Source organism: Aquimarina discodermiae, from assembly GCF_040786235.1.
Lineage (GTDB): Bacteria > Bacteroidota > Bacteroidia > Flavobacteriales > Flavobacteriaceae > Aquimarina.
The window spans coordinates 197,253-222,394 of sequence record NZ_JBFMKP010000001.1; the positions used below are offsets into that span (position 1 = coordinate 197,253).

Here is a 25,142-nt window from a genome sequence, read left to right on the forward strand (position 1 = left end):
AAGGATGAAAATTCAAATTACAAGATTAAACAACCAAGCTAATAAACTATGAACAAAATACTTAAATTTTTAATAGTTATAAGTCTTTGCTTATTTGCAACGAGTCTGTTTGCTAATGAAGTAGGAGATGCTACCCATAAGAATGTAGAAAATGTAAAGGAAGACACGGTAGAACCTGCAAAAGATAGTTTGTCGGTAGCTACTTCTATGGTCGAGGTTACTACTGCCAAAGCAGTAAAACCTGCTAGAGTATTTAGAAAATTTAAATCGTTAGAGCAGTTTGATACACCGGTTGTAGCAAAACCAACCAATCGTTTTATAGATAAGCAAGGGTTTAGTTTTAATGGTCCCAATGCCGATAATAATAAAGAGAAGCTAGAAGAGGCTAAGAAGATTTTCGAAGAAATAAAAAGATCAGAACGCTATATAGATGAGCTCAAAAGTGATAAATTAAACGAACTTCCCGTTGCGATTCGCCCAAGTACGTTTAATAATGTTACCTATACGGTAGGGATCGCCAAAGCAGTTTTTCAACCTACGTATACAGATCTTACCGTATTTTTGAAGATAGAAACCCCAAGAACTACTTCTACGACTACTACAATTCTTGATGAAAATGGTAACCCTGTTACCACTACTTCTGATCCAAAAGAAGAGAATAACGTATTGATTTTAGGGGCTTCTAATATCAAACTATCTCATGACGGTGGAATTTTTGGAGAGGCAAGGCTTAATCTTATTTCACAGTTCACTACTAATATCAATAATGGAACTATACTGCTGACCCTAAAAGGAAGTTTTGAAAACAAAAACAAAGGCACTTATGCCGTTATTGGCTGTAAAGGTTTTGAAAAATTGTCTATAGATGCTAACATAAAGTTTTCAAACGGATTATTATATCCTGTAGACAAGGATGGCAAAGAAAAAAAAGGCTATGTAGAAAGTGATTTTAAGATCACAGCTACAGACTGGAACGATATGGTGGTGAATATTTCATTACCTGAATTCGGAGTTAAGGGTACAGCAAAAGGAACAACTTTTAGATTGCAAGAGGCCGTTTTAGATTTTAGTGACCTTAGTAATGATGAATCGATGCCATTAGAGTATTTATCTAAATACTATGGGGATAATCAAAATCTATGGAGAGGAGTTTATATTAAAGATTTAGAGGTTGTTTTACCCAAAGCATTCGAAAAACAAAAAAGTAACGAAAGAGTTGCCTTTGGTGCTTCAGATCTGATTATTGATGGGCAAGGAGTCACCGGTAAATTTACAGGAGATAATATTATAGATCTAGACGAAGGGTCAGCATCAGGCTGGGCATTCTCTCTCGATCATTTTATGCTAGATATAGAGGTCAATAAACTAAAAGCAGGAAGATTTGATGGTAGAATGATCCTACCTGTATCAGAGTTAGATTCATTGCGATATTCGGCATTGATACGTAATGATGAGTATCTACTTAATGTATCTACAGAAAAGGATATCAAGTTTGATGTATGGAATGCCAACGTTTCCATTGCCAAAGATTCGTATGTAGAGCTTAAGGTCAAAGATGATAAGTTTAGACCCAAAGCAAGCTTGAATGGGTCTATGGGAATTGCTTCTGGGCTTAAAAAAGAAGAGAATAAACCAGATAATAAAGACAAAACGGTAAACTTTCAGGGTATAGTCTTTGAAAACATGGTGCTCCAAACCGAATCCCCCAAGTTTTCTGTAGATTATTTTGGGTATAGAGGAAAAATGGAATTGGCAAATTTCCCGGTTTCCTTAAACGAAATAGGGTTAAGAACACCTTCAGATACCACTGCAGAGCTGGTGATTGATTTTAATATCAATCTGACTTCAGAAAGTGATGGAGGTAATGGAGGAGGAGCCAAGCTTGCTATCAAAGCCAAATTAGATGAGAGAGAAGGACGTGATCGTTGGAAATATGATGGGATAGATCTCGAAAGAGTCTTTATAAAAATGGAAGTCGCGGGAATGCAACTTGAAGGAGCCATATTTATTTTCGATGATGATCCTACTTATGGTACAGGGTTTGCTGGTGCTGTTGGCGCTAAATTTACTACCGGAATGAAATTAGAGGTAGAGGCCAAAGCTTTGTTTGGTCGAACTCCAGAGTTTAGGTATTGGTATGCAGATGCAAGTGTAACCTTACCACAAGGAATCCCCATTTTTCCTGGATTTGAGATTAATGCCTTTGGAGGAGGAATGTTTAATCGTATGAAAATGGCTGGAAAAACAGACCAAAAGGATGCGCAATATACACAAATAGGAGCATCAAGTTCTGGGGTCATCTATGAGCCATTTAATGAAAATGGTTTTGGGATGAAAGCATCGGTAGGAATCATTACTGCTGGATCACCAGACCTGTTTAACGCAACGGTAGAGTTCGGAATGTCGTTTTTACGATCAGGCGGACTACAAGAAATATATCTTAAAGGACATGGTAAGCTTATTACGCCTTTACCAGGAGATTTTTATGAACAAATAAATGATAAGTTAAGTGAGATATCAGGAGACATGGATGTAAAAAACCCATTTACTCCAGAAGGTTCAATTTCTGCCGATGTATTTATAAAATTCGATTTTGTAAATGATGTATTTCATGCTACTTCAGAAGTATATATTAACCTATTTGGTATTTTAGAAGGTGTTGGCCCTAATGGAAGAGCGGGGTGGTTAGATTTTTATGTAAGCTCAGACAAGTGGCATATTTTAATGGGTACCCCCAATGATCCTATAGGAGTAAAGCTCAATCTTTTGATTCTAAAACTTAAAACCGAGAGTTATTTTATGACCGGAGATGATATCCCGGGTAGCCCACCACCACCAGATATTGTTGCAGATATATTAGGAGTAGATGCCTCTAAGTTGGATTATACAAGTGATCTTAGGCAACTTGGTGATGCTAAAGGAATGGCGTTTGGTTCTAATTGGAGTATGACTACAGGTGATTTAAAGTTCTTGATTTTTTATGCACGTTTTGATGCGGGAGTAGGGTTTGATGTGATGCTAAAAGATTACGGAGAAGCACATTGTAAAGGCTCATCAGAGTCTATAGGAATCAATGGTTGGTATGCCAACGGTCAGGCCTATGCTTATTTAAGCGGTTATGTAGGATTAAAGTTTAAGATATTCGGAAAACGTAAGAAAGTAAATATTTTTTCAGGAACAGGAGCTGTTTTAATGCAAGCTCGATTACCAAACCCAGTCTGGATGAGAGGATATCTGGGAGGAGAATATAGAGTACTTGGCGGATTGATTAAAGGACGTTTCCGATTTAAAATAGAATTAGGAGAGAAATGTGAAGTGGTTGGAGGAAGTGTTCTTGATGGTATTGTGGTAATAGGGGATATGACCCCAAAAGAAAATGCTGCAGAAGTAGATGTATTTGCTGCGCCAGAGGTAGCTTTCAATTTACAGATTAATAAAATATTCGAATTACCAGATGACACAGGCGATCGTAAGTATAAAATATTGTTAGATAAATTTGAAGTTACCAAAAATGGACAGCCGATTGTAGGAAAGATAGAATGGAACAATAATAACGATTTGGCTACCTTTTATTCTCATGAAATCTTGCCCTCTAATACAAAGTTAAAAGCGTACGTACAATTACATTTTGAAGAATATAAAAATGGAAATTGGGAAGTCATGGTAAGTGACGGAAAAACATATCTTGAAACCAAAGAGGTGAACTTTACTACAGGAGAAGCTCCAAGAACAATTCCTTTAAGCAATATTGAACATATGTATCCGGTACACCAACAAAAGTATTTCTTTATTGATGAATACAACACAGGTTACATACAATTAAAGCGTGGTCAATCGTATTTATTCGATGAATTACCGGGATGGAAAAAGAACTTAGTAATGACCAATACAGCAACTAATAGTGGACTTGTAGAAGACTATCAATACAGTGCTGCTAAAAAACAAGTAACTTTTTCTTTGCCAGATATAAGTACGCAAACCCCTTATACAGTAAAGGTCAAATTAACTCCCCCAAGTAAAGAAGACAGTAATTTGACAGAATCTTATACCACCAAGAGTTTAGGAAATGATAAAGATACTGAAGGAAATGAGATTCAGGTAAAAACTAAAAAATTAGAAGGTATTAAAGTAGTGGGAGACGAACGGGAACTTATCGTATATGATTTTACTACAAGCGAATACACCACTTTCGAGAAAAAAATGAATGCTATAAGTAAGAGCGAGGATCTTTTTGATCATGAACCCTATCCATATGGTGTGATTTTATCTACCCGAATTAAACCTGTTGAACCCTTTGATAAAGTAGAATTAACAGGAACCAAATATTCGGGCAATAAACCATTAATTGTGGCAAGAGCAATTTTAGATGATAATTTCTATAAAAAGCAGGTGTACCCATTACTGTACCAAGAATACCCTCTGGCCGGAAAATTTTCGGTTACAAGAGATATTACGAAAGTAAGTGTTCCACCAGAAGAGGCAGTGCAACCTATGTCTTGGTATCTAACATACTTAGAAAATGAAAAACCCGTATATGATTATAATAGTTATATGCCATATCGCTACAATCAGACGTTGTACTATTATAAGGATTATGTCGATTTACGCTATCAACTGGTTAACTCTGATCTATCTAATGAGCTAATTTATAAATATAAAAATTTGGTAACCAATACTTTTCCATTAATGAGGAAAGGAAATTACAAAACAAAATTACAATATGTGTTGCCCGGAAGCATAAAAAATGGAGGTAGTAAAATTAGAAAATATTATAACCCGCTTTATGAGTAAAAAAGTAATAATAAAAATATGTTGGTTGTTAATAATCTTTCCTCTAACCCTATGGTCGCAAGAACCAATAGGAGGTAAAGATGCAGAGGTAAAGGTGTTAGGGTTTGTTACTAAGGATGCTATAAAATTGCGATGGGGAGTAACCACACCAACCGCCTGGAAACATAGTAATACCTACGGATATACTATTCAAAGAAAAACCATAGCTATTGGGGATAGTATTTTAAAAGAACCTATCATAAAAAATATTACTCAAGTTCCTATAAAACCTAAACCCATGGAAGAATGGGAACAGTTTGCACTTAGTAATGATCATGCTGCAATCGCCGCTCAGGCTATTTATGGAGAAGGGTTTGAAGTAGAGATGGAAGATGGCGGGAATGCTTTAATAACAATTTTAAATCAGGCCAAAGTATTAGAGCAACGTTTTTCGTTTGCCTTGTTTGCTGCCGATCAGAATTTTGAAGTGGCAAAATTTTCGGGATTAGCGTATGTAGATACCGATATCAAACAAAATGAACGGTATTTATATAGGGTATATACTGCAATACCACCAGAAAAAATGGATGTAAAATTTGGCGGGGTGTATTTGGGCCTGGATGATTACTATCCTTTACCAGCACCCATAGATTTTACAGGGATTTATAAGGATCATGCCGTAACGTTAAGTTGGAACTACGAATTACTAAAAGAACATTATAATAGCTATATTCTTGAACGATCAGATGACGAAGGAACTACGTTTAATCAAATGACAGATGTACCTATGGTAAACATGAATGACAATAAAAATGACAAGTCAGATCGCATGTTTTTTATAGATAGCCTCCCACAAAACAATAAGGTATATCAATATCGAATCAAAGGAATTTCTCCTTTTGGAGAAATAGGACCCGAATCCAAAATTGTATCGGGGTCTGGTAAAAAACCATTGGTCCATAATCCAGCTATTTTAGAAGCAAAATTAGCATCCAATAATACCAGTGCTAGGATTACTTGGGAGTTTCCCGATGAAGCTTTGGAAACTTTGAGTCATTTCGAATTAAATCATTCTAATCAGGTAAAAGAAGGATATAAAGTGGTAATGCCTAATATTTCTAAAAATACCAGAAGCATTACCTATACAAATCTAGACGTAATTAATTATTTTACCATTACCGCAGTAGGTAATAATGGTGGTAAAAGAACCTCATTTCCTCAGATGGTACAACCTGTAGATGATACCCCTCCTGCAACACCAGTACAATTAACTGGGACAATTGACTCATTAGGTGTAGTACAATTACAATGGCAACAAAATACAGAAGTAGATTTCTTAGGGTATCGTGTATTTCGTGCTAATCTCGAAAATGAAGAATTTACGCAGATTACTTTTAAAACGATACCCAAAAGTACCATTACCGATACCATCAATCTAAAAACCCTGAATACTAAAATCCATTATAAAGTACAGGCATTTGATAAACGGTATAACCCTTCTGGATTTTCTGAAGTAGTAGCACTCAAAAAACCAGATATTATACCACCGACTCCCCCTGTATTCGAATCATTTAACGCAGATCATGGAGTTGTGAAATTAGAATGGATTACTAGTAGTAGTATGGATGCAGTAAAAACATCGGTATATAGAAAAGAAAAAGGAACAGATACCTCGTGGCAACTTATAACAGATGTGGACCTGCCAGAAGGAGGATTTGTTGATGAATCGGCAATACCTGGGGTGGTATACCTATATACGTTGGTTACTGTAGATGAGTCTGACCTCGAATCAGAGCCTATAGCACCTTTGACTATAAGTTTACCGGATAACCAACCTAAGCCTGCTTTAGATAAGTTTAATGCTTTGGTGAATCGGGAAGCAGAACAGATTGTAATTACCTGGAAATACAATCAACCTAAGGTATTAGAATACATATTGTATAAGGGAGAAGAGGAAACAAAACCAACTATGTATAAGGTGTTTGATGCATCAACTACAAAGTTTATAGATCAAAAATTAACAATAAATACAGCCTATACCTATTTACTACAGGCAGTGTTTACATCGGGAGCAAAGTCTCCTATCAAAAAAATTGGAGTAGAATATTAAAGCAATATTATGAAAAAGATTATACTAATTTTAGTACTGTTTATGTCTTTACAATCGGTCAATTCTCAAACTTTTGTGATAGATATAGAAGGTTATATTAGTAAATCAGGTAGCGAATGTGGCTCTGCAGGATTAACAAATATAACATATGTATATGAGGATGGAGATAGAGTAACTGCTGTTTTAGATCAAGGCCCATATAATGATATTTTTGGTAAAGATTATTCTGCTAAAGGTAAAGAATTTGCGTCGTCAAATAAAATTGTAGAAGTAGTTTTTACAACCAAAAAAAATGAAAAACCCTTAGGAAGTGGTTGTAAACAAAATGGAGATCTGGTAACAAGAAGAGCTAGAATTTTCTCTTACTGCGGTGAGAGAACACATACATATCGCTCAATTTATATGAGTGGATTTACCGGTTATGCTACCATAAAAATAACCCCAAAACTAACTTTGTCTTATAGTTCTGGTACACCAATAGATCAGCCTCATGTTGCATGCGATGATGTAGCAATAGGCATAGAAGCAACTTCTGGTTTCACCCCAGAAAATCAGGTATACAAATGGGAATTTTGGAATGAATATAACTTAGAAGAAGTACCTACTGCTGAGTATCAGGTAGTTTTAGATAAATTAGACATAGCAAGTGAGATATATCAAAGTTGTGTAAAAAATAATAGTGGACCTGGTGGTGGGCCTGGCGGTGGCGGACCTGATGATCCTGATTGGCCGTGTGCAGATGTGTATAATGAGCAACAACAAGCTTTTATGGAGATGATAGAATATGTTCAGCAAAATGAAGGGAATCTGTATGATTACCTACGTGCCGATCCGGGCTGGAATGTAATAACCAGTAAAACAGGACAATCCAAAATTGATCTGTTATTAGAAGATATGTATCCCGTTTCCACGGTAAGAGATGACATATACAATACTAATGTAAGAGATAACATATATAATAAGAATATAAGGGTTCGATATAACTCAGAATGTTCTAACTCGGGAGAATTAACCTTGATTTACCTAAGAAAACCACCTGTTGCTTATGAAAACCCACAAGTTGTACAGCCTCAATGTGCTGGAGGCACCGGGCAGTTTGTTTTTAATTTTGATAGGGGTTTAGAAGATGGTGAACATTTTTATATTAACCTGATAAATGTAGCTACCGGTGTTTCTGCGGGAAATGTTACTTATGATCCTGGTGATGGTGATCCCAGTCCGATAATAGAATCAAATGGCAAATGGACCTTTACTTTCGAGAATGTTAGTGCAGGAACCTATAGGCTTCATGTTGCAGGATATATTAGCAATAATAACCCTACCTGCGAAACTATTTATCCTAGAGGTGGGTCATTTTTTACCATTACACAACCCCAGCCTGTCGAGTTTACAGCAGAAATAAATAATCATCAACAATGTCACGAAAGAAATGATGGGGAAATAGAAATTAATGTGACTTCTGGAAGTTTTGGAACCAATCAATATTCATTAGATGAAGGTGTTAATTGGACTTCTTTTACAGGATCCAGAGTAGTGATAGGACAATTAGCCCCTACAACATATAGCATTTTGGTTAGAAATGGTAAGGGTTGTTTTGCAAAAAATGCCGATAATAGTAATAAAATAATACGTCGTACTATTGATGGAGTAGATAAGATTTCACATGATGTAGGTACGGTTACCCATCCTAGCTCGGCTAGTGTGCCGCCAAATATTATAGCTGATGCAAGCATTAGAATCAATGAAATATCCGGAGGTAAACCTAAATCAGATGCTAATGGGGATTATTATGATGTCGTTGTTAAAATAAATGGCTCGAATACCAATATAAGAACGTATAGAGGTGATTTTAATGGTTTTGAAATATTGGGACTTCCTGCAGGAACACATATAGTCGAATATAAAGATGCGAATGATTGTTCTTTTACCGATGTTTTACCAACGATTATAGATCCAGATCCTATAGATTTTGATATTGAAGTAACTCGTGATTGTACCAATGATCGCAATGGTAATATTACTATAAATAATATAATAGGAGGGTATCCAAAGCCGAATGGAACTTATAATATTACCTGGTATAAAGATGAAACTCCAGATGTTTTAAATAGTAATAGAACATCTATTACTCCAAGTTTAGGAGCATCGTATCGGGTCGTAGTCACTGATACTAGAAATGGTGAAGCTGTACGTGATAATTTATCAATACCCAATAATATTGCTGTAAATGATAGTGCTATACTCATTACTCATAATACAATTTTTGGAAGTAGTACAGGAAGTATCGATCTGACTACTGCTATTAGTGGAGGAGTGACTCCTTATGTGATACGTTGGACCCAATCAGGTGATCCGACATATTCTGCATTAGGTAGTCGTATTACTAATCTATTTGCAGGAGAGTATACCGCTACGATCAATGATGCTACTGGTGAGTGCCCTGTCACCAAAATTATTAGGGTATCAGAGCCTGAAGAGTTAAACGTTGTTATCAATGAGACTGTTCCTATGGCTTGTTTTGGCGATAAGGCTACGTTATCAGCCCAGATAGTAGGAGGAGTTCCTGCGTATACCTATGAGTGGTTTAGAAATACTGAAGGCACTGCTTTTAGTACTGCTGCAAGTATTGATCAATTAGATACTGGAACCTATCGTGTAGAAGTTAGAGACATCCATGGTGCTTTTGCTACAGCTACGGTAGTGCTTACCGAGCCAGCTTTGTTAGAGCTGGTTGCTGTTAGTAAAACAGATATTTCCTGTTTTGGAGCCAATGATGGTACCATTGTTTTGAGTCCCCAGGGAGGAACACGCCCGTATTCATTTTCTATTGATAACAAAGTGAGTTACATTTCAGAAAATGACCTGAACAATTTAACGATAGAAGGATTAGGTATAGGAGATTATGAGGTATGGTTACAAGATGCTAATGGCTGTGAAATAGTATCCCCAAAATCTATTACCCTAGATGCTCCTGAAGCAATTATAGTGACCCCAACAATCGTTCATGCCACTACGGTAGGAGGCACCAATGGTAGTATTACCATTGATGTAGCAGGAAATGTAGGTACCACTAGTTTTGCATGGACCAAACAAGGGGATACTTCTTTTAATAGGACTACCAGGGATATTATTAATTTATCTTTTGGGATGTATACGGTTGCAGTTACAGATACCAATGGATGTATGATTCAAGACACCTTCGAAGTTAAAGAACCTTTACCATTAAAAGTGGCCATAGCTATAACGACTCCCATATTATGTCATGCCGATGCATTAGGTGAGCTTACTGCCAATGTTGAAGGTGGATATCCTATAGACTCGACTCCTGCCGATTTCGACTACCAATGGTTTAAGATAGAAAATGGGACAGATATAGCCATCAATACAGATCTTACCCTTACTAGTATAGAGAACATGGAATCAGGAAGTTATAAAGTAGTGGTTAATGACTCACAGGGCGCTACCGCAGAGACCACGATAGTACTATCAGAGCCTGATGATTTGGTGGTTACCTTAACAAGTACACCTATTAATGTATTGTGTTATGGAGAGGCTACAGGAGCTATTGATATTACCGTTACAGGTGGTCCTAAAGATGCGAATACCGGAGAGTACCTTCCTTATACTTTTAACTGGACTAAGGAAGGAGATCCAGTTTTTATCGTTACTACAGAAGACCTGGAGAATATAGAAGCAGGAACCTACCAGGTAGTAGTTATTGATGATAATTTATGTACTACTTCTCTTAGTGAAACTGTGGTTATAGCCCAACCCGATGCAGCTTTAGAGATTTCTAATGTAGTTGTCACTGATCTAACAGGATATCAAACCGGTAATGGTAGTATTACTTTGGATGTATCGGGCGGTACCCCTCCTTATGTATATGAATGGATGGATACACAAGATGCTTCCTTTACGGCTTCTACCAAAGATATTTTTAATCTTCCCCAAGGTAATTATCAATTAACAGTTACCGATGCACATAATTGTTCGACAGGTATTACAGAATTAGTTACAGAGCCCGAAGAGTTGATCGTTAGGATAGAAACGTTAACTGCAGCACAAAGTATCCAATGTCATGGTGAACGAACGGTAATTCCATTAACAACTACCATCAATGGAGGAGTAGGTAATTATACTTATGAGTGGTATGAGCAAGCTGATCCAACTACGATTTTGTTTACTGCTTCGGCTACGTCAACTACAGTACTGACAGGAACTTATATAGTTGTGGTTACCGATGCTAATGGTAATACAGCTAGTGATAGTTATGAGGTTTTAGAGCCAGAAGTGTTAACTACTACCGAAGAAGTTACTCATTTACAATGTGCTGGTGATAGCAATGGAAGTATTGATGTAACTACGGTAGGCGGTGTACCTCCGTATAATTATTTATGGAGTAATGGCGCCACTACCGAGGATTTGACAGGTAGTATTTCTGCAGGAAATTATACGCTAGAAGTAACCGATGCCAATAATTGTGTTTTTAGAAAAACAATCACTATCGATCAACCTCCTGTCTTATTTGTAGCTGGTGGTGATATTATCAGGTTGTACCCTTCTGCCAATGGGTTAAGAGATGGTAGTATTACCATTACTATAGGAGGTGGAGTATTACCTTATAGTTATGAATGGCGAGATTCTAATGGAGTGATCCCAGGAGCTACGACCAATGTATTGAGTGATATCGGAGTAGAGAAATATGCAGTTACCATCACCGATGCCAATGGATGTACTTTGGTTATCGATGATGTTGATATTTTCGAGCCACCAGCATTAGAGGCAAATATACGCCTGATCAATGTAATTTCATGTAATGGAGCTACTACAGGTAGTATAAGTGCAGATGTCATAGGAGGTAGGCCTTTTAATAATGTAAAACAATACAATTACCAATGGTTTAACGCTGATACAGGCTTGCCTGTAGGTAATGATAACTTCTTATTAGAAAATATAGGGTCTGCTAATTATTATGTAGTTGTTTCGGATGCAGTAGGTACTACAGTTACCAGTGCTCCGTACTTTTTAGCCCAACCCAATATATTAGAGTTATCACTAAGTGCCGACTATAACAATTGTGGAGATGCTAACGATTGGACGATTACTCCCGAAATTATAGGGGGAACCCCACCGTATACCTATATGTGGAGTAACGGAGTAACTAGTGCTTTGTTAACCGATGTAGCAGCAGCTACCTATATATTGACTGTTATTGATAGTAGAGGGTGTAGTGTAGATGATCAACTAGAGATCAATGTTCCTGATGAGTTAGTAGCCCCAGAAACCATAACCATCCCCAACTGTTATAATGGATGTGATGGAAATATAGTCTTGGCAACAGCAGGGGGAGCGGCACCATATACCTATGTATGGAGTAATGGTAGTACTCAAAAAGACATCGATAATCTTTGTTCTGGTACCTATACCGTTACCATTACCGATCGTAAAGGGTGTGAGATCGTAAAAGAAATCGTGGTAGATAACCCAGATGAATTGATAGTTGATTTGGGAGAAGACATCACCCTTTGTAAGGACCAGAGTATTTTTATTAATGCTACGATTGTAGATGAGAATGCCACTTATGAATGGACAGCTACGAATGGATTTAGTAGTGATTTACCTGCTATAGAAGTTTCAGAAACCGCTGTTTATACAGTGTTGGTTACCGATTCAAAAGGGTGTGTAGCTACCGATGATATATTTGTAAATGCTACCGACGATGTTATCGATGCCAACTTTATAGCTTCTACCCAGGTATTTGTAGGCGAAGAGTTTGTGGTGGTAGATAATAGTGATCCTATTCCGGATAGGGTGGAGTGGACATTTCCAGAAGAAGCTACGGTTACCTATACCGATACTAATTATGCAGAGGCTTATTTTGATGAACCTGGAGAGTATGAAATTACGATGCAAACCTATAAGGGATTATGTACAGAGATTACCAGTAAAAAAGTAATTGTTATCGAAAAAGAGTTTGATGAAGAAGGAGGAGAGGGTACCACACAAGATATCGAGAGTTTTATAGAATATTTGGTATATCCAAATCCAACAAACAATGGTAGATTTAAAGTAGATATCAACTTGTCAAAATCTAATGCTATTAGTCTTAAGACTTTTAATATGGTAAACAATACTTTGATAGATACTAAGGAAGGAACAGGGAACGATAGTTACTCATTTGATTATGATATGTCTTTATTACCATCGGGAGTGTATTTTGTATTGTTAGAAACTCCTACTGCAAGCCAGGTAAGGAAATTGATTATTGAGTAAAATTTTAATAATGTAAGAGCATATTTAAAATACTTAAAAATTAGATTAACAAATTACTTAAAACCTAAATTCATGAGAAAATTTTTATTGATGGCGATGGTATTCATCACCATAAACACATTAGCACAAGATTATCAGTTAACAGTAAGCGGATATATAGGGTCAGGTCCTTCTGGGTGTGGAGGAAATAATAATGGTCTGAAATGGATAAAAGCAATATTCGATGACGGATCCGAAGATTTTTTATTTAGTCAATCGGGGCAATTTAGAAACAACAACTATACTACTTCTAAGAATTATAATACAGCTAAGCGTTTAGTTGGAGTAAAGTTTAGATCTATTTCTAGAAGAAATGGATCGTTAGGATGTAAAGCACCGAGGATAAGCGATAAAATGGTAAGTGTAAGTTCACCATCGTTTAACAAAAGATTTGAAAAAAATGAAATCTATGAAAGTGCTATTAATGAGGGCTATGCAGTTATTTCTGTTGAACAAACCTACAAGTTAACTGTAAGTGGTTATATTGGTTCTGGCCCATCTTCATGTGGACCAAATAATAATGGTTTGAAATGGATAAAAGCAATATTCGATGATGGGTCAGAAGCTTTCTTATTTAATCAAACAGTCGGACAGTTTAGAAATAGAAGCTATTCTTTTTCTAAGATATATAGCAACAATAAGCGTTTAACTGGAGTAAAGTTTAGATCGGTCTCTAGAAGAAATAGTTGGAGAGGATGTCGTTCCCCAAGAATAAGTGAAAAGGAGGTAAGTGTAAGTTTTTCATCTTTTAACAGAAGGTTTGAAAAAAACGAAATTTATGAAAGTAGTATAAATAGCGGTTATGCAATAATATCTGTGGTTCAAACTTCAACCACTAATACATCAAGTAAACATTTTGAGAGAGAAGATAAACAAGAATTATTAAGTAATTCAATGAAAGAAGAATCAAAATTGTTTGAAATTTCTATGTACCCTAATCCATCTCCAGATGGTAGATTTAAGGTTGCTACTTCTTCTGCTAAATCATTACCAGTAACAGTTGAGATCTTTAATTTGGTAGATAAGAGAAAAGTACTTGAAGATGTAAAAACCGGAAATGAGAATTATTTTTTTGAGTTTAATTCTTCTAACCTGAAACCTGGAATATATATAATTCAGGTTACCTCAGGAGGAAGAAAACAATTAAAAAAACTTATTGTAGAGTAAATAATTAAAAAGAATCTGTTTGTATGAAGTAATATTAATCGGATTGTTGAATTAATATATTATACAAGCGCATAGTTAGGTAACAATGCTAATAATAGAATAATAATTTTTCTAGTTGAGTTAGTGTTAAGTCGAAGTAAGGTTAGTAAACCATATGTACTAACCTTACTTTTATTCTGTTCAAACCTTTTTATCCAATTTTGTAGTAAAAAACATCGGCTTAAGATAGGGAAAATTCCCTGTAATCAGGTGTTTATACGTATGTGAAAAGCCAATGCATATTTGTAAATTTGAGTATGTTTAATTCTTAAAACCAAATAAAAATGGCAATTTTTCAAGTACAAAATCAATGGGGGGGCTCTAGCGCTCCTTGGCATGCTGGAGGAACATGGGTTCTAGGCGGCAGAGACAACCAAAATGTTACTGAAATTTTAATTAACTCTGGAGACGGAGGAAAAACATTTTCGGGTACAATGACCTATGAGGGTGAGGGACCGATTGGATTTAGAGCTACTCAAATAGTAGGAAATAATTATGCTGTAGAAAATCAGTGGGGAGGATCTACTGCACCATGGCATCCAGGCGGAAACTGGATTATTGGTGGACGAGATGGGCAAAATGTAGTACAATTAAAAGTTGAGTCTGTAAATAATGGGGCTGATCTAGAAGGTACTATGACATATGCAGGAGAAGGACCTATTGGGTTTAAAGGAAAAGAAACACCAGGAAGTAGTTACTCCGTAGAAAACCAATGGGGTGGATCAAGTGCTCCATGGCATCAAGGAGGAACATTTGTTTTAGGGGCTAGAGAAAATCAAAACCCAATCGCGTACGATATTCAATCAAAAGACGGCGGAAAGACCTTTTCGGGTACCATGACCTATGCAGGAGAAGGTCCGATAGGATTTAGAGCAGTTCAAACAAGTGGAAACAATTATGCAGCCGAAAACCAATGGGGAGGGTCAACAGCACCTTGGCATCCTGGTGGTAATTTGGTAATTGGAGGTAGAGTAAACCAAAATGCTATTCAATTAAAAATTTCCTCTAAAGATGAGGGTAAGAATTTTACAGGAGAAATGACTTATATTGGAGAAGGTCCAATAGGGGTGAAAGCTACAATATCTGCAAATGTGCTTTCTAAAACTGCTTCTTAAAAAACATAACCCATGTAAGGCAAGAAGATTTATTGCCTAATTGACTTGTATCAAGGAAGAGTGTCTTAAATGTTGAGGCACTCTTTTTTTTACAATGTTCTGGTAATATGATAAAACTGCTTTATACTATGGAAATCTTATAACTACTTTTTAAATAAATTTAAATTTTTAATTTAACCACTAAAACTTCATACCAATTCTAGCATTAAATACCCGTGGTGTCAAATAATTCGGAATAGCATATTGAATACGGGTAGCTGCATCTCTAACAAATGTATTAGTAATAGCATTTTGGTTATTAAAGATATTGTAGATCTCGAATCCCAGATAGAGTTCTCTAAATTTATTTAGAAAATGACCTTCTTTTAATCGTTTATTTTTATCGACAACAACATACGAAATTCCTAAATCTGCTCTCCTATAATCGCGTAACCTTCTTTGAAAATTATAAGGATCCGCATAACTAGGGGAACCACCAGGAACTCCAGTTTGATAAATCATATTAAGGTACATTTTTAAATTAGGTATGGTGGGGACATAATCTTGAAACAACACTCCAATTTTTAATCGTTGGTCTGTTGGCCTTGAAATATAACCTCTATTGTCAATATTCTCTTCTGTTTTTAAATATCCCAAACTTACCCAACTTTCTGTACCTGGAACAAACTCTCCATTAAGTCTAAAATCTATTCCTTGCGCATAAGCTTTGGCATTATTTCTGGCTCGGTACCGAATCCTTACATTTTCTATTGTATAAGGGTTTACATCAGAAAGTTGTTTGAAATATAGTTCTGTTGTAAGTTTAAAAGGGCGATTCCACATAGAAAAACTAAAATCATTCCCCAATACAAAATGTGCAGATTGTTGTGCTTTTACCTCTGGTCTTACTACTCCCAAAGAATCTCTTAATTCTCTATAGAAAGGGGGTTGATGATATAAACCTCCAGATAATCTAAAAATCATTTCAGATTTCCAATTGGGTTTTAATGCAATTTGTGCTCTAGGGCTAAAAACGGTTTGCGAATATGTACGAATATTATCTCCAGATACTCGCCAACTATGATACCTAACACCAGTATTTACCCATAATTCATTTTCTTTGATAGTTGTACGAAGACTGTGCTGCGCATAGCCAGAAATTCGGTCTATAACCGCACTATTAGTGGCTCTAATATTTGTAAAAGGTACAATCGGGCTGGTATTAGGAGTGTAAGGTTGATCGTTTATAAAGTCTGATACTGGTGGTCTAATCGAAAAACCGACAGAATCGATAATTTCATATTCTTGAAGTCTGTCTCTTATATCTTCAGATGTGTATTTTAGTCCCCAATCAAATTGATGATCTGTTTTGGTATATGTTCCTTTGTGTTCGACATTAAAAATTAAAGCGTCCAAATCATTTCTCGCATGTGTTAATTGAGACCCAATCCCTCTACTAAACTCTACTTCACCAACGCCATCACTTCCAATATCAGTATTTACACTCCCTAACGAATACGCAGCAAGAATATCATAATGCTCCTGTTCTTTGGTATGGTATCCAGAAGCAATAAGTTTTAGCGTAAGAAACTCATTAGGGCTATAGGTGCCTTTAAAAGCTCCAAAATAGGTTTCATATCGGTCTTTTTCTTGCCCTTGGTATTGAACCGTTAATGCCTGTACAGTCTGTAGAGTTCCAAAATTTACTTGTTGACTTATAGGTTCATAATCATAAGTGTTAAGGGCTATATTACCCAAAAAACCAAGCTCAAACTTATCGGTAATATTATAGGAAATATAGGTTTGTACATCTGCAAACCTAGGTCTGAAATTTGTTTCTGTATTTTTTGATTCTACCAGTAGACTGTTATCTCTGTAACGAACCCCGATAATGGCGGCTATTTTTTTATTTTTTGAAATTCCTTCTGCAGAGATACTTCCTCCCAAAAGACTTAAATCTGCAGTTGCACCAAGTCGAGTAGGCCTTTTATAGGTAATGTCCAAAACCGAAGAAAGTTTATCACCGTATTTAGCCTGAAATCCACCTGCAGAAAAATCTACACTACGAACCAGATCGGTATTAAGAAAACTTAGCCCTTCTTGTTGTCCTGATCTCACCAAAAAAGGTCGGTAGACCTCTATTTCATTTACATAAACTAGGTTTTCATCATAATTTCCTCCTCTAACAGAGTATTGTGTACTTAATTCATTATTAGAACTTACTCCTGGTAAACTTTTAAGAAGCCCTTCTACACCAGCATTGGCAGATGGTGTAGTTCTGATAGTTTCTGGATCTAAAGTGGTAATACCTTCGACAACCTTTCGCTCTCGTCCAGATATAACAACTTCACTTATTTGTTCAATATCTGGTTTTAATATAGGATTCAATTCGTACTCCTGATTTTCATCAAGTTTGATAGTAAATTGTATGTTTTTAAAACTAATATGAGATACCGTTACAGATACTTCTTTGTTTGCGATAATGCTTATCTCATAAACTCCGTTTTTATTCGATTGTGTTCCTGTTCCATCACAAGAGATATTCGCTCCAGAAACGGGAGTGTTAAATTCATCTAATACGACACCTTTTAATGTAGCAGTTTGAGAGATAGAAGTGATACTGATAAACAGTAGAATTGTCAAGAAGAGTAAGGATTGATTTTTCAAAAAATGAATGTGTTTTAAGGTTTTCTAAAAAATGTGGTTTCAAAAGTTGTTTTATTGCCTACATTATCTAACACCACAAGTTTAAAATTATTTTCTGAATCAGTATTTATTTTGTCGTTAAAATCATAAACTAACATTCCGGTTTTATAATCATATTCCAATAATATGAATTTTCCGTTGATGGTTCCTTTATAATACTTTATACCAGACTCAGCATCGTCGATTTTAATTTTTAGATGTGTTTCTTTCGAAATCCATTTTTTTTCAGGAATATTAATCGGTAAAATAACAGGTTTTTGGTGGTCCGTAAATAACGAATAGGAGGCAAAAACACGCGTTCTTGCAGAAAATCTATTACCTTTTTTATAGGTTTTTAAATAGGATGGGTGTTTACTACCATTTATACGCCCTATATATAATCTTTTCTTATCATCTTCATTATAACGAGATACATCAAAAACCAAAGTCATATTTTTATGTAATGGTGTCCTATTATTATGGATTTTTGCTACTTCACCTTTAACAGAAATGTCCAAATAAGAATTTTCGTATAAACTTCCTTTTGGTATGAACAGATCAAAAATACCTGAGCTATAGGAGTAATTTTCTGAAGCATTTGCAAATTCTGAATATTTAGGAGTTTCTTTTTTTATTATAGAATCTAACGATTGCCCTTTTATAGGTATTTTAATCACAGATGTATTATCATTAAAATCTTTAACCTGTATTTCATAATTATAAGAAAGAGTATCTTTTATAGAGAGAAACCCATTATTTACTTTATTTTTAAAGACTGTTAATGGATTGTTTTTTTCTACAAAAAGTTTGGTGACTTTATTTCTATGTTTTTTATAAGTAGCATAATCGATAAGTCGATTAATATACCTTGTCTCTGCAAAAGAAAACCGATCCATTTTAAACTCAAGGTTTTTTTGCCCATTTATTTCTGTAGTAATTGTATAAACTCCATTATTATTGGCTGCTAAATCCTGTTTATCGATAGTAGAAATTCCAAAACCAATTTTCCCAAGGGCATTTATAGTTTCTGTTTTAAAACTTCCGTCTGGTTGTAAAGCTACCTTTAGTTTTACAGGACCCTGAGCCCCATTTATATGAGCATTTTTATCCATGCTATAGGCCCATAACCCTTTTATAATTGGCTTTTGAGTATCTTTTGCCTCCATTCCAAAAAGCATTGGATTCATTGGTCTTGATCTGGAATCTCTAATTTCGAAGTGCAAATGAGGTCCAGAACTACCTCCTGTATTGCCGCTATAACCTATGATATCTTTCTGTTTAACTTGTAAAGATCCTGATTTGGGAAAAAGCTCAATTTCATACGATTCTTTTGCATATTGACGCTTCTTAACATAGGCTTCTATTTCTGGAGAAAACTTTTGTAAATGAGCATAGACACTTGTATGACCATTGGGATGAGCAATATATATAGCTTTCCCATACCCCCTATGGGAGATTTTGATTCTGGTAACAGTACCAGATGCCACGGCATATACATTAAGCCCTTCTTCACCATTAGTTTTCAAATCTAATCCAGAATGGAAATGATTAGATCTAAGTTCGCCAAAGGTTCCTGATAGTACTGTCGGAATATCCAGAGGGGAGATAAAATCATCTTTAACCGAATCTTTTTGCCCATAGCTTAAAGAAAAAACCAGGAATACAAAAAATGTAAAATTTCGCATAAAGGGATATGAGTTGTTTATAAATAGTTTAACGTAGATAAAACTACTCATTTTTTTTGTTAGATAACCTGAAGAAGTAATTTTTACTTCAAAAATATCTCATTTTCATAAGGATAAAGATAGAAGTAATAGAGAGGAGTTGTTAAGTTATGAAATTACTTAAAAAACTATTGGGTTTTTTCAATTGGTATGTTAACTTTGTGTAACGAAGTATTGTGTAGAATTTATAATGAGTGATTTAATTGAAATTGTTGATTCTCTTGAAAATAGGATAAGTAAACTGCTTCATAAATATGAAATATTGAAGCAACAAAATACAAGTCTTAAGGAGAAAATAGAAGAATTAGAATCTAATTCTGAAATTCAGATGGATCAATTAAGGCAATGGGAAGAAAAATTCAGTGCGCTCAAAAATGCAAATGCAATGCTAGGCAGTGACGAACATAAGAGGGAAACCAAGCTCAAAATAAATGCTTTGATAAGAGAGATTGATATGTGTATATCACAACTTTCTGAATAAGTAAAATGTATGGGAGATAAGCTTAAAATAAAATTATCTATTGCAGACCGTGTATATCCTTTAACAATTAATCCGGATCAGGAAGAGGGATTGCGTAAGGCTGCAAAGAAAATTGAAGCTATGATAAAGCAGTTTGAGCAAAGTTATGCAGTTAGAGATAAGCAAGATGTATTGGCAATGTGTGCTTTACAGTTTGCTTCACAAGTAGAACAAAAGACTATAGATAAAGATGAAGATATGATTACTGTTTCTAATAGGTTAAGTGAATTAAACGACCTGTTACATAATCATTTATCGTGACGTTCTTAAAATAAATAAGGTTACTGCCTGCACTAGTTGTTATTTTGATAAACTCAACAAGAATTAATTAAAAAGGGTGAGTTTAAATTGTAAAAGCGCGCCGCCTTGAGCGGATTCTTGAGCAATTTGTTAGCCCTAAACCTGTTTTTACAGAGTTTATACAGAACCTTTACTAGTGTGGGCTTTTTTTATATATAAATACTCATAAAAATTATGGATGATAATAGTATGTTTTTGATTGTTGCCGGGATAGCGGGGCTAATTATAGGTTTTATAATTGCAAAGGTCCTGGAGCGAAGTAAAGCGTCCGAAATTATTAAAAATGCAAAGAAAACTTCAGATAGTATAGTAAGAGATGCTAAGAGTGAAGGAGAGACAATTAAAAAAGATAAAATCCTTCAGGCTAAAGAAAAATTTATCGAGCTTAAATCAGAACATGAAAAAGTGATCCTGTCACGTGACAAAAAAATTGCAGAGGCAGAAAAAAGGACAAGAGATAAAGAATCACAAGTTTCGAATGAATTGTCAAAAAATAAAAAGCTTAATACAGAGCTTATTGAAAAGTTAAAAGAACAAGACCAACGTAAAGATTATTTAGAGAAAAAACGAAGTGAGCTTAAAAAGTTGCATAAAAGCCAGGTGCAACAACTAGAGGTGATATCTGGATTATCTGCAGAAGAAGCTAAAGAACAATTAGTAGAGTCCCTAAAGGAACAAGCAAAGACAGATTCGATGGGTCTGATACAAGATACGATCGAAGAGGCTAAGCTAACTGCAAGACAAGAGGCTAAAAAGGTAGTGATTAATACGATCCAACGAATAGGTACAGAAGAGGCGATCGAGAATTGTGTTTCTGTGTTTAATATAGAAAGCGATGATGTAAAAGGTAGAATTATTGGTAGAGAAGGAAGGAATATTAGAGCGATTGAAGCTGCAACAGGAGTAGAAATTATTGTAGATGATACGCCAGAAGCAATTATATTATCATGCTTTGATTCTGTGAGACGTGAGGTTGCCAGGCTATCATTGCATAAGTTGGTTACCGATGGAAGGATTCACCCTGCACGAATAGAGGAGATTGTTAAAAAGACTAGAAAACAAATTAATGAAGAAATTATAGAGGTCGGTAAGCGTACCGTTATTGATTTGGGTATTCATGGATTGCATCCAGAATTGATAAAAACTGTGGGAAGGATGAAATACCGATCTTCTTACGGACAAAACCTCTTGCAACACTCTAGAGAGGTAGCAAAGTTGTGTGGAGTAATGGCTGCAGAGTTAGGATTAAGTCCAAAGTTAGCTAAACGAGCGGGATTGCTTCATGATATTGGTAAAGTGCCAGATACAGAAACAGAGGTTCCTCACGCTATTTTAGGGATGCAATGGGCAGAAAAATACGGAGAAAAACCAGAAGTGTGTAATGCTATTGGAGCGCATCACGACGAAGTAGAAATGACTTCATTGATTTCTCCTATTGTACAGGTATGTGATGCGATAAGTGGTGCTAGACCTGGGGCAAGAAGGCAGGTGTTAGATTCATACATACAGCGATTAAAAGATCTTGAAGGAATTGCATTTGGGTTTGAAGGTGTTAAGAAGGCGTATGCGATACAAGCAGGGCGTGAGTTACGAGTTATTGTAGAGAGTGAAAAGGTAAATGATGAAAAAGCAGCAAGCTTATCATTTGAAATTTCGCAAAAAATACAAACAGATATGACGTATCCTGGTCAGGTAAAAATAACGGTTATTAGAGAAACCAGAGCGGTGAATATTGCAAAATAATTATTAGGTAATAAAACCTGACTAATCATAATAAGTAAAAAAGGCTATTGTTTTTAAAACAATAGCCTTTTTTGGGTGTGTTAATGATTTAAATTATTACGACTCAGCCGATTTTTTGGCTTTTTTAATAGTGATTGTTAATTCACTAGAGTCTTTGTCTAGATCCATAAAAATACTGTCACCTTCTTGTAACTGTGCATTTATAATTTCTTCTGCAAGAGCATCTTCAATATATTTTTGAATGGCTCTTTTTAATGGTCTGGCACCATATTGTCTGTCAAAACCTTTCTCTGTGATATAATCTTTTGCTTCGTTGCTAAGTGATAGATTGTATCCCAGATCATTTATTCTGCCGTAAAGCTTATCAAGCTCTATGTCGATAATTTTATGAATATCTTCTCTTTCTAATGCGTTGAATACAATTACATCATCAACTCTATTAAGAAATTCTGGAGCAAACGCCTTTTTTAGAGCGTTTTCTATAATTCCTTTTGCATGATCTTCTGCTTGTGATTTCTTGGCACTAGTACCGAAACCAACTCCTTGTCCGAAATCTTTTAGTTTACGGGCACCAATATTAGAAGTCATAATGATAATAGTATTTCTAAAATCTATTTTACGACCCAAGCTATCGGTTAGGTATCCATCATCTAATACTTGAAGCATCATGTTAAAAACGTCTGGATGTGCTTTTTCAATCTCATCTAATAATACAACTGCATAAGGCTTTCTTCTAACTTTTTCTGTTAATTGTCCACCCTCTTCATATCCTACATATCCTGGAGGAGCTCCTATTAATCTCGAAACAGCAAATTTCTCCATATATTCACTCATATCTATTCTAATAAGAGTGTCTTCGCTATCAAAAAGCTCGGTAGCTAATACTTTTGCTAATTGTGTTTTTCCTACTCCTGTTTGTCCTAAGAAAATAAAAGAACCGATAGGTTTGTTAGGATCTTTAAGTCCCGCTCGATTACGCTGAATTGCTTTTACAACTTTAGAAACCGCATCATCCTGTCCAATTACTTTACCTTTTATTAGGTTTGGTAATTCTGCTAGTTTGTTACTCTCTGTTTGGGCAATACGATTTACAGGGATACCTGTCATCATAGAAACAACATCTGCCACATTCTCTTCATCTACCGTTTCCTTATGAAGTTTGGATTCTTTTTCCCATTGTTCTTGAGCAGTTGCTAGCTCTTTTTCAAGATTTTTTTCATCATCTCTAAGCTTGGCAGCCTCTTCATATTTTTGTTTTTTGACAACACTGTTTTTGAGTTCTCTTACTTCTTCAAGTTTTTTCTCAAGATCAAGAATTTTTTTAGGAACATCAATATTTGTGATATGAACTCTGGATCCAGCTTCGTCCAAAGCATCAATAGCTTTGTCTGGTAAGAATCTATCGGTCATATATCTGTTGGTTAATTTTACACAAGCCTCAATAGCTTCTGGTGTGTAATTAACGTTATGGTGTTCTTCGTATTTTTCTTTAATGTTATTAAGAATCTCTATAGTTTCTTCAATATTGGTTGGCTCAACGATAACTTTCTGAAATCTTCTCTCTAGCGCACCGTCTTTTTCTATGTATTGTCTATATTCATCTAGGGTAGTAGCACCTATACATTGAATTTCACCTCTTGCCAATGCTGGTTTAAACATATTCGAAGCATCTAGGCTTCCTGTAGCGCCTCCAGCACCTACGATGGTATGAATTTCATCTATAAATAAAATGATATCATCATTTTTTTCAAGCTCATTCATAACCGCTTTCATTCTTTCTTCGAATTGACCGCGATATTTTGTACCGGCAACCAAACTGGCCAAATCCAAGGTGACTACTCTCTTGTCAAATAAGATTCTTGAAACTTTTCGTTTTACAATTCGTAAGGCAAGTCCTTCTGCAATTGCAGACTTACCTACACCAGGTTCACCTATTAAAAGAGGGTTGTTCTTTTTTCTTCTACTTAGTATCTGTGATACTCGTTCAATTTCTTTAGATCGGCCTACCACAGGATCAAGTTTTCCTTCTTCTGCCATGACAGTAAGATCTCTTCCAAAATTATCTAAAACTGGTGTTTTAGATTTTTTTCCTGCTTTACTACCAGCTCCAGGTGAATTAAAAGGGTTTTCTTTTGAAGCATCTCCTGACAAATCATCATCGTCTGGAAAAGATTCTGCTTTTGGGTTATCTATATATTCTTCTTCGTTAGCAATCATAAACTTAAATTGGTCTTTAACGTTATCATAATCCACCTTTAAACGATTTAAAAGTTTCGTAGTTGGGTCATTTTCGTTTCTTAAAATGCAAAGCAGAAGATGTGCTGTATTGATAGAAGAACTTTGAAAAAGTTTAGCTTCTAAAAATGTAGTTTTCAGGGCTCGTTCTGCCTGCCTGGTTAAATGTAGGTTTTTTTTCTCGTTCGAAGTCACCATTATATCAGGGTTTGCCGGGCTGAGGATTTCTACTTTTCTTCTTAAAATAGTAAGATCAATATCCAGAGCATCCAGGATATTAATCGCTTTTCCACTTCCATCACGAAGCAGTCCCAACATAAGATGTTCGGTACCAATAAAGTCATGGCCTAACCTAAGCGCTTCTTCTTTACTGTAAGCAATAACATCTTTAACCCTTGGTGAAAAATTATCATCCATAAAATATTCTCTTTCTTTTTCTTTAT

The 25,142-nt window shown here is 35.5% G+C and carries 11 protein-coding genes and 1 other RNA gene; 9 read left to right on the forward strand and 3 right to left on the reverse strand.

Annotated features, from left to right (window positions below; all coding sequences use genetic code 11):
• Window positions 1-48: 48 nt before the first annotated feature.
• The 5 genes from ABW636_RS00695 (at window position 49) to ABW636_RS00715 (ending at window position 15,513) form a co-directional block, all read left to right on the forward strand.
• The gene (locus ABW636_RS00695; RefSeq protein ID WP_367588022.1) at window positions 49-4,791 is read left to right on the forward strand and encodes a hypothetical protein; all 4,743 of its coding nucleotides are present in this window, start codon (window positions 49-51) and stop codon (window positions 4,789-4,791) included.
• On the forward strand, window positions 4,784-6,880 hold the full coding sequence (locus ABW636_RS00700; RefSeq protein WP_367588023.1) for a fibronectin type III domain-containing protein: 2,097 nt from the start codon (window positions 4,784-4,786) through the stop codon (window positions 6,878-6,880). The genes ABW636_RS00695 and ABW636_RS00700 overlap by 8 nt, the downstream gene beginning before the upstream one ends.
• Window positions 6,881-6,889: 9 nt before the next feature.
• On the forward strand, window positions 6,890-13,153 hold the full coding sequence (locus ABW636_RS00705) for a T9SS type A sorting domain-containing protein (RefSeq protein WP_367588024.1): 6,264 nt from the start codon (window positions 6,890-6,892) through the stop codon (window positions 13,151-13,153).
• Between the two features lie 72 nt (window positions 13,154-13,225).
• Window positions 13,226-14,359: a T9SS type A sorting domain-containing protein gene (locus tag ABW636_RS00710; RefSeq protein ID WP_367588025.1), complete on the forward strand. Its 1,134-nt coding sequence runs from the start codon at window positions 13,226-13,228 to the stop codon at window positions 14,357-14,359.
• 323 nt (window positions 14,360-14,682) lie between these two features.
• Window positions 14,683-15,513 carry a lectin OAA family protein gene (locus ABW636_RS00715; protein WP_367588026.1) on the forward strand — a complete coding sequence of 277 codons (831 nt, stop codon included), beginning with the start codon at window positions 14,683-14,685 and terminating at the stop codon, window positions 15,511-15,513.
• Window positions 15,514-15,693: 180 nt separating this feature from the next.
• Here the strand turns inward: ABW636_RS00715 and ABW636_RS00720 are convergent, their stop codons facing one another.
• Together ABW636_RS00720 and ABW636_RS00725 are read right to left on the reverse strand one after the other, a co-directional pair.
• Window positions 15,694-18,159 carry a TonB-dependent receptor gene (locus ABW636_RS00720; RefSeq protein WP_367588027.1) on the reverse strand — a complete coding sequence of 822 codons (2,466 nt, stop codon included), beginning with the start codon at window positions 18,157-18,159 and terminating at the stop codon, window positions 15,694-15,696.
• Window positions 18,160-18,173: 14 nt separating this feature from the next.
• Entirely contained in the window at window positions 18,174-19,862 is a 1,689-nt protein-coding gene (locus ABW636_RS00725) for a M23 family metallopeptidase (RefSeq protein ID WP_367588028.1), read from the reverse strand.
• A gap of 229 nt (window positions 19,863-20,091) precedes the next feature.
• Here ABW636_RS00725 and ABW636_RS00730 point away from each other — a divergent pair, with 229 nt between their 5' ends.
• The 4 genes from ABW636_RS00730 to rny all read left to right on the forward strand — a co-directional run bounded on the left by ABW636_RS00730 (window position 20,092) and on the right by rny (window position 22,464).
• A complete protein-coding gene (locus tag ABW636_RS00730; protein ID WP_367588029.1) occupies window positions 20,092-20,382 on the forward strand; it encodes a coiled-coil domain-containing protein in 291 nt (96 codons plus the stop codon).
• 9 nt (window positions 20,383-20,391) lie between these two features.
• Window positions 20,392-20,682 carry a cell division protein ZapA gene (locus ABW636_RS00735; protein ID WP_367588030.1) on the forward strand — a complete coding sequence of 97 codons (291 nt, stop codon included), beginning with the start codon at window positions 20,392-20,394 and terminating at the stop codon, window positions 20,680-20,682.
• 51 nt (window positions 20,683-20,733) lie between these two features.
• A non-coding RNA gene (ssrS, locus tag ABW636_RS00740) (6S RNA) lies at window positions 20,734-20,840 on the forward strand.
• 55 nt (window positions 20,841-20,895) lie between these two features.
• Window positions 20,896-22,464, forward strand: a complete 1,569-nt coding sequence (gene rny, locus ABW636_RS00745; RefSeq protein ID WP_367588031.1) for a ribonuclease Y — start codon at window positions 20,896-20,898, stop codon at window positions 22,462-22,464.
• 96 nt (window positions 22,465-22,560) lie between these two features.
• On the opposite strand, the gene ABW636_RS00750 is transcribed toward rny, so the two are convergent.
• A complete protein-coding gene (locus tag ABW636_RS00750) occupies window positions 22,561-25,116 on the reverse strand; it encodes an ATP-dependent Clp protease ATP-binding subunit (RefSeq protein WP_367588032.1) in 2,556 nt (851 codons plus the stop codon).
• Between the last annotated feature and the right edge of the window lie 26 nt (window positions 25,117-25,142).

Coding starts and splice junctions, on each gene's coding strand:
- ABW636_RS00700 (WP_367588023.1), top strand. CDS start 4,784: ATGAGTAAAAAAGTAATAATAAAAATATGTTGGTTGTTAATAATCTTT.
- ABW636_RS00715 (WP_367588026.1), top strand. CDS start 14,683: ATGGCAATTTTTCAAGTACAAAATCAATGGGGGGGCTCTAGCGCTCCT.
- rny (WP_367588031.1), top strand. CDS start 20,896: ATGGATGATAATAGTATGTTTTTGATTGTTGCCGGGATAGCGGGGCTA.
- ABW636_RS00750 (WP_367588032.1), bottom strand. CDS start 25,116: ATGGATGATAATTTTTCACCAAGGGTTAAAGATGTTATTGCTTACAGT.
- ABW636_RS00730 (WP_367588029.1), top strand. CDS start 20,092: ATGAGTGATTTAATTGAAATTGTTGATTCTCTTGAAAATAGGATAAGT.
- ABW636_RS00710 (WP_367588025.1), top strand. CDS start 13,226: ATGAGAAAATTTTTATTGATGGCGATGGTATTCATCACCATAAACACA.
- ABW636_RS00695 (WP_367588022.1), top strand. CDS start 49: ATGAACAAAATACTTAAATTTTTAATAGTTATAAGTCTTTGCTTATTT.
- ABW636_RS00735 (WP_367588030.1), top strand. CDS start 20,392: ATGGGAGATAAGCTTAAAATAAAATTATCTATTGCAGACCGTGTATAT.
- ABW636_RS00705 (WP_367588024.1), top strand. CDS start 6,890: ATGAAAAAGATTATACTAATTTTAGTACTGTTTATGTCTTTACAATCG.
- ABW636_RS00725 (WP_367588028.1), bottom strand. CDS start 19,862: ATGCGAAATTTTACATTTTTTGTATTCCTGGTTTTTTCTTTAAGCTAT.